Origin of the sequence: Paracoccus panacisoli, from assembly GCF_042435015.1 — a bacterium.
Taxonomy (GTDB): domain Bacteria; phylum Pseudomonadota; class Alphaproteobacteria; order Rhodobacterales; family Rhodobacteraceae; genus Paracoccus; species Paracoccus panacisoli.
This window is the reverse complement of record NZ_JBHMQU010000036.1, coordinates 1-5174: the sequence shown is the minus strand read 5'-3', so window position 1 is coordinate 5174 and position 5174 is coordinate 1. Positions and strand designations below refer to the sequence as shown.

The 5174-nt window shown below is 72.7% G+C and carries 5 protein-coding genes; 4 read left to right on the top strand and 1 reads right to left on the bottom strand.

What is annotated here, in order from left to right; all coding sequences use genetic code 11:
* Window positions 1–643: YceI family protein (locus tag ACFHYO_RS08515; protein ID WP_394319721.1), on the top strand; the 643-nt coding region annotated here is incomplete at its 5' end.
* 72 nt (window positions 644–715) lie between these two features.
* On the opposite strand, the gene ACFHYO_RS08510 is transcribed toward ACFHYO_RS08515, so the two are convergent.
* Complete coding sequence (locus tag ACFHYO_RS08510) at window positions 716–1786, bottom strand: cytochrome-c peroxidase (RefSeq protein ID WP_394319723.1); 1071 nt, start codon at window positions 1784–1786, stop codon at window positions 716–718.
* A 415-nt stretch (window positions 1787–2201) separates the two neighbouring features.
* Here ACFHYO_RS08510 and prfA point away from each other — a divergent pair, with 415 nt between their 5' ends.
* The 3 genes from prfA to ACFHYO_RS08495 form a co-directional block, all read left to right on the top strand.
* Window positions 2202–3269 (top strand): peptide chain release factor 1, encoded by a 1068-nt coding sequence (prfA, locus tag ACFHYO_RS08505; RefSeq protein WP_394319719.1) that lies wholly within the window; start codon window positions 2202–2204, stop codon window positions 3267–3269.
* The gene (gene prmC, locus ACFHYO_RS08500; protein ID WP_394319717.1) at window positions 3266–4147 is read left to right on the top strand and encodes a peptide chain release factor N(5)-glutamine methyltransferase; all 882 of its coding nucleotides are present in this window, start codon (window positions 3266–3268) and stop codon (window positions 4145–4147) included. The genes prfA and prmC overlap by 4 nt, the downstream gene beginning before the upstream one ends.
* A 215-nt stretch (window positions 4148–4362) precedes the next feature.
* Window positions 4363–5174: DUF4167 domain-containing protein (locus ACFHYO_RS08495; protein WP_394319715.1), on the top strand; the 812-nt coding region annotated here is incomplete at its 3' end.

Here is a 5174-nt window from a genome sequence, read left to right as displayed (position 1 = left end):
CACCGCGCCGGTCAGCCCCAGCATGGTGCCGCCGAAGCCCGCCCCGACCGAGGCGCCCGCCGCGAACACGCCCGCCGCGCCCGCCCCTGCGGCCGCCGCCGCCGATGCGTCGGCCACCCCCGCCAGCATCAGCGGCACCTACACCTTCGACCCCGAGCACAGCCAGATCGTATTCTCGTATAACCACCTCGGCCTGTCCACGAGCCGCGGGGTGATCAACGGCGTGACCGGGACCGTCACGCTCGACGAGGCCGATCCGACGAAATCCACGGTCGAGGCGAGCTTCCCGCTGAGCGCCATCCGCACCGTTGCCCCGGCGCTCGACGCGCATCTGCTGTCGGACGACTTCTTCAAGGGCCAGACGCCCGACACCCGCGTCACCTTCGTCTCGACCGAGGTCGTGCGCGGCGATGACGACGAGGCCAAGGTCACGGGCGACCTGACGCTGAACGGCGTCACCCGCCCGGTGACGCTCGAGGTCGAGTTCACAGAGGCCGGCGCCCACCCGATGACCGGCAAGCCCGTCGCCGGGTTCGATATCGAGGGCAAGATCAACCGCTCGGAGTTCGGCCTCGGCGCCTTCGTGCCGGCCGTGTCGGACGAGATCTCGTTCGACATCGCCGTCGAAGCCGGCAAGGGCTGAACCCTCACCCCGCACCAGACAAAGGGGCTGCCCCAGCGGGCAGCCCCTTCTTTCATGCTGTCACGATGCCCGTCAGTTGCTCGCCGGGGCCGCCGCGTCGGCGCCCTGCGGGGCGACCGCGCCGGTCTGGGCGGGCAGGTCGATCGGCTCGGGGTGCGGCGTCTCGACCGCGCGCACCGGCAGCGTCGGGTGGACGATCTGCGGCTGCTCGCCGGTCAGCGTCCCGAGGAAGGCCACGATGTCCTTCGCCTGATCCTCGGCCAGCTCGGTCCCGAGCTGGGCGTTCGACATGACCTTCACCGCCTCTTCGAGGTTCCAGACCTTGCCCGAGTGGAAATAGGGCGCGGTGATCGCCACGTTCCGCAAGGGGGCGGCGCGGAACACATACTCGTCGTCCTGCGTGTTGGTGACCTTGAACCGGCCCATGTCGCCCTCGGGGCGGATGCTGGCGTCGGGCGCCTCGACCAGGCCGAAGGGATAGTAGCCCTCGCCGCCGAAGTTCACGCCCGCGTGGCAGGTCGAGCAGCCGGTGTCGATGAACGCCTTGAGGCCGCGCTTCTCCTGCTCGGTCATGGCGCCGTCGGTGCCCTGCAGCCACTGGTCGAAGGGGCTGTTGGGGGTGAGCAGCGTCGCCTCGAACGCCTCGATGGCGTGGGCGAAGTTGTCGAAGGTGACGGGGTCGTCCTCACCCGGGAACGACGCCTTGAAGGCATCCGCATAGCCCGGCATCGACTTCAGGGTCGAGATCAGGTGCTCGGGGGTGTTGTTCATCTCGACGCCCGCCTGCACCGGACCCTTGGCCTGCGCGGCCAGATCTTCGGCCCGGCCGTCCCAGAACTGGGCGACGTTGAAGACCGCGTTGAGCATCGTGGGGGCGTTGCGCGGCCCCTGCTGCCAGCCGTGCCCGATCGAGGTCTCGAGCCCGTCCACCCCGCCCATGCCGATGTTGTGGCAGGACTGGCACGAGAACACGCCCGAGCGCGACATCCGCGGATCGAAGAACAGCATCGCGCCAAGGTCGATCTTGGCCCGCGTCATCGCGGCGCCATGCGGCAGCTCGGCCGCCCGCGGGATCGGCTTGAAGAGCTCGCTCGCCGCCGTCCGCAGCTCGGCATCGGGCGAGGCGGCCAGTGCCGCGGCCATCGCCTCGGACTGTGGGTCGGCGGCGGGGGCGACCTTGGTCCCGGCCACGTCCGCGGGCGCGGCTGCGGTCGCGGGCGTCTCGGCGGTCGCCGCGGCGGCGGGGTCGGTCGCGGGCGCCGCACCCGTGTCCTGGGCCTGGGCCGCCGCCGCCTGGTCGGCCTGCGCGGCGGCCGGGTCGGCGGTCTGCGCCATCGCCGCGGGGCCGATCACGAGCAGGGCGCTGGTGAGATAAAGCAGGGTGCGCGGGGTCATCTGACTCTCCCTTGGCTGGTCCGGTGTCTGCGGCGATTATCGCAGGAAATCCTGACACCACTCTGACACGGATCAACTTCGGCGGGAAAATCGTCCGTCCCGTGCCCGCGGGCCCGCCAGCCCCTCGCTTGCCCGCCGCCCGCCGGACCGCTAAGCCCCGCCCATGCTGCCGCAGGACCGCCTTGACCAGATCACCCGCCGCTTCGAGTTCCTCGAGGCGCGGCTGAACTCTGGCCCGCCGGCCGACGAGATAGCCGCGATCAGCCGCGAATATGCCGAGCTGACCCCGGTCGTCTCCGGGATCGCCGAATGGCGCGCGGCGCAGGCGGCGCTGACCGAAGCGCAGGCGATGCTGGCCGACCCGGAACTGCGCGAGCTGGCCGAGGACGAGATCGCCCGCCTGCGCGCCCGCCTGCCCGAGCTGGAGCAGGCGCTGCGGCTGGCGCTTCTGCCGCGCGACGCGGCCGATGCCCGCCCCGCCATCCTCGAGATCCGCCCCGGCACGGGGGGCGAGGAGGCCGCGCTCTTCGCCGCCGACCTGCTCAGGATGTACCAGCGCCACGCCGAAGCGCAGGGGTGGGAGTTCGAGATCCTCGAGCTCAGCCAGTCCGAACTCGGCGGCGTGCGCGAGGCGGTGGCGCGGATCGCGGGCGAGGGGGTGTTCGCGCGGCTCAAGTACGAATCCGGCGTCCACCGCGTCCAGCGCGTGCCGGAAACCGAATCGGGCGGCCGCATCCACACCTCGGCCGCCACCGTCGCGGTGCTGCCCGAGGCGGCCGAGGTCGACATCGACATCCCCGCCGCCGACATCCGCATCGACACGATGCGCGCCTCGGGCGCCGGCGGCCAGCACGTCAACACCACCGATTCGGCGGTTCGCATCACCCACCTGCCGACCGGGATCGTGGTGACCTCGTCCGAGAAGTCGCAGCACCAGAACCGTGCCAACGCGATGGCGGTGCTGCGCGCCCGGCTCTATGACGCCGAGCGCAGCCGGGCCGATGCCGAGCGTGCCGCCGACCGCCGCAGCCAGGTCGGGACCGGCGACCGGTCCGAGCGCATACGCACCTACAACTTCCCGCAAGGGCGGCTGACCGACCACCGGATCAACCTGACGCTCTATGCGCTCGACCGGGTGATGGCAGGCGATCTGACCGAAATCATCGACGCGCTGACCGCCCACGACCAGGCCGCGCGGCTGGCGGCGGCGGAGGACGGGGCAGGGGGATGAGCGCCCCCGCCAGCCCGCCCACCGCCAGCCTGCCCATCACCGGTCGCGCGGCGATGGCCGAGGCGGTGCGCCGGCTCGAGGCGGCGGGCGTCCCCGGCGCCCACGGCGACGCGCTGGCCCTCATCGCCCACGCCTACGGCAACGTGCCGCGCCATGCGCTTCATGCCGAGCTCGCTCGCCCGCTGCCCCCCGAGGTCGCCGCGCGCTTCGAGGCCGCGATCACCGCCCGCGCCACCCGCCAGCCCGTCGCCCAGATCACCGGCCAGCGGCCGTTCTGGCGCCACAGCTTCATCGTCACCCCCGACACGCTCGACCCTCGCCCCGAGACCGAGACGCTGGTCGCCGCAGCGCTCACCCTGCCGTGGCGCACGCTGCTCGACCTCGGGACCGGGACCGGCGCGATCCTGCTGTCGCTGCTGGCGGAACGGCCGGGGACGCGCGGGCTGGGCGTGGACCTGTCGCCCGCGGCGCTCGCGGTGGCGCGTGGCAATGCCGAGCGGCTGGGGATCGCGGCCGAGTTCGCTGTCTCGGACTGGTTCGCCGCCGTCACCGGGCGCTTCGAGCTGATCGTCTCGAACCCGCCCTATATTGCCGCGGCCGAGATGGCGGGCCTTTCCCCCGAAGTGCGCGACCACGAGCCGCGCATGGCGCTGACCGACGAGGGCGACGGCCTTTCCGCCTATCGCGCCATCGCCGCCGGGGCGCCTTCGCATCTTGCCTCCGGCGGCTGGCTCGCCGTCGAGATCGGCCCGACCCAGGGGGCTGCGGTCGCGGCGCTCTTCACCGCCGCGGGGCTGACCGAGGTCGCGGTTCGCCCCGACCTCGACGGGCGCGACCGGGTGGTGCTGGGGCGCCTCGCCCCGCCCCCGGGGAATTGATCGTACCGCCGCGCGATTCCCGCTTGCCATGACGCGGGCGGCGTGGTTTAGCGGCCCGGTGACGAGGGCATGACGCCCCGCACGGGTCATCCCGCACACGTTCCGTTGCCGGAGATTTCCGCGAAGCGCCGGGCAGGTGGTCCCGGCCGATCCGCAGGATCAGACCCCAACCGCATCCAGGCGCTGCCCGCGCCGGACCAGTCAAAATTGGCACGATGAGATCTTCCAAGTCCCGTTCGCGCAACAAGTCCCGCAACCAGCGCTCGCTGGGCAATGTCGTGAACCGCGTGTTCGACAGCTCCGGCCCCGAGGGCAAGGTGCGCGGCACCCCCCAGCAGATCATCGAGAAATACCTCGCGCTGGCCCGTGACGCGCAACTCTCGGGCGACCGGGTCGCCGAGCAGAGCTTCTTCCAGCACGCCGAACACTACACGCGGATGCTGGGCGAGGCGCAGCGCGAGCAGGCCGAGCGCCAGGCCCAGTTCGGCGGCGGCCAGCAGGGCGGCCCGTCCGGCGAGGACCGCGACGAGCGCAGCAACGGCAACGAGTGGCGGGGCGAGAGCCGTCAGGACAACCGCGACAATCGCGACAACCGGCAGGACAACCGCGCCGATAACCGTCAGGACAACCGGCGCGACGACAACCGCCGCGACGACCGTCAGGACAACCGCCGCGACGAGAACCGCCGTGACGAGAACCGCCGCGACGACAACCGCCGTGACGAGCCGCGCCGCGAGGATCGCCGCGACGACAACCGCCGCGAACGCGCCCCGCGCGAGCCGCAGACGGACACCGCACCGGGGTTCGGGGCCGAGGGCGATGACGGGCTGCCCGACTTCCTCCGCGCCGGCCGCGCCGGGATCCCCGAGGCGGTGAGCGTCGATGACGCCGCCGGTCCGGTCGAAACGCCCGAGCAGCGGGCGGCGACCGACACCGCGCCCTCCGCCGACCTCCCGGCCCCGGCGCCCGCCGACGCCCCGCTGGCTTCCGACGACGCAGCCGACGCGGCCCCCGCGGCCGAGGCGCC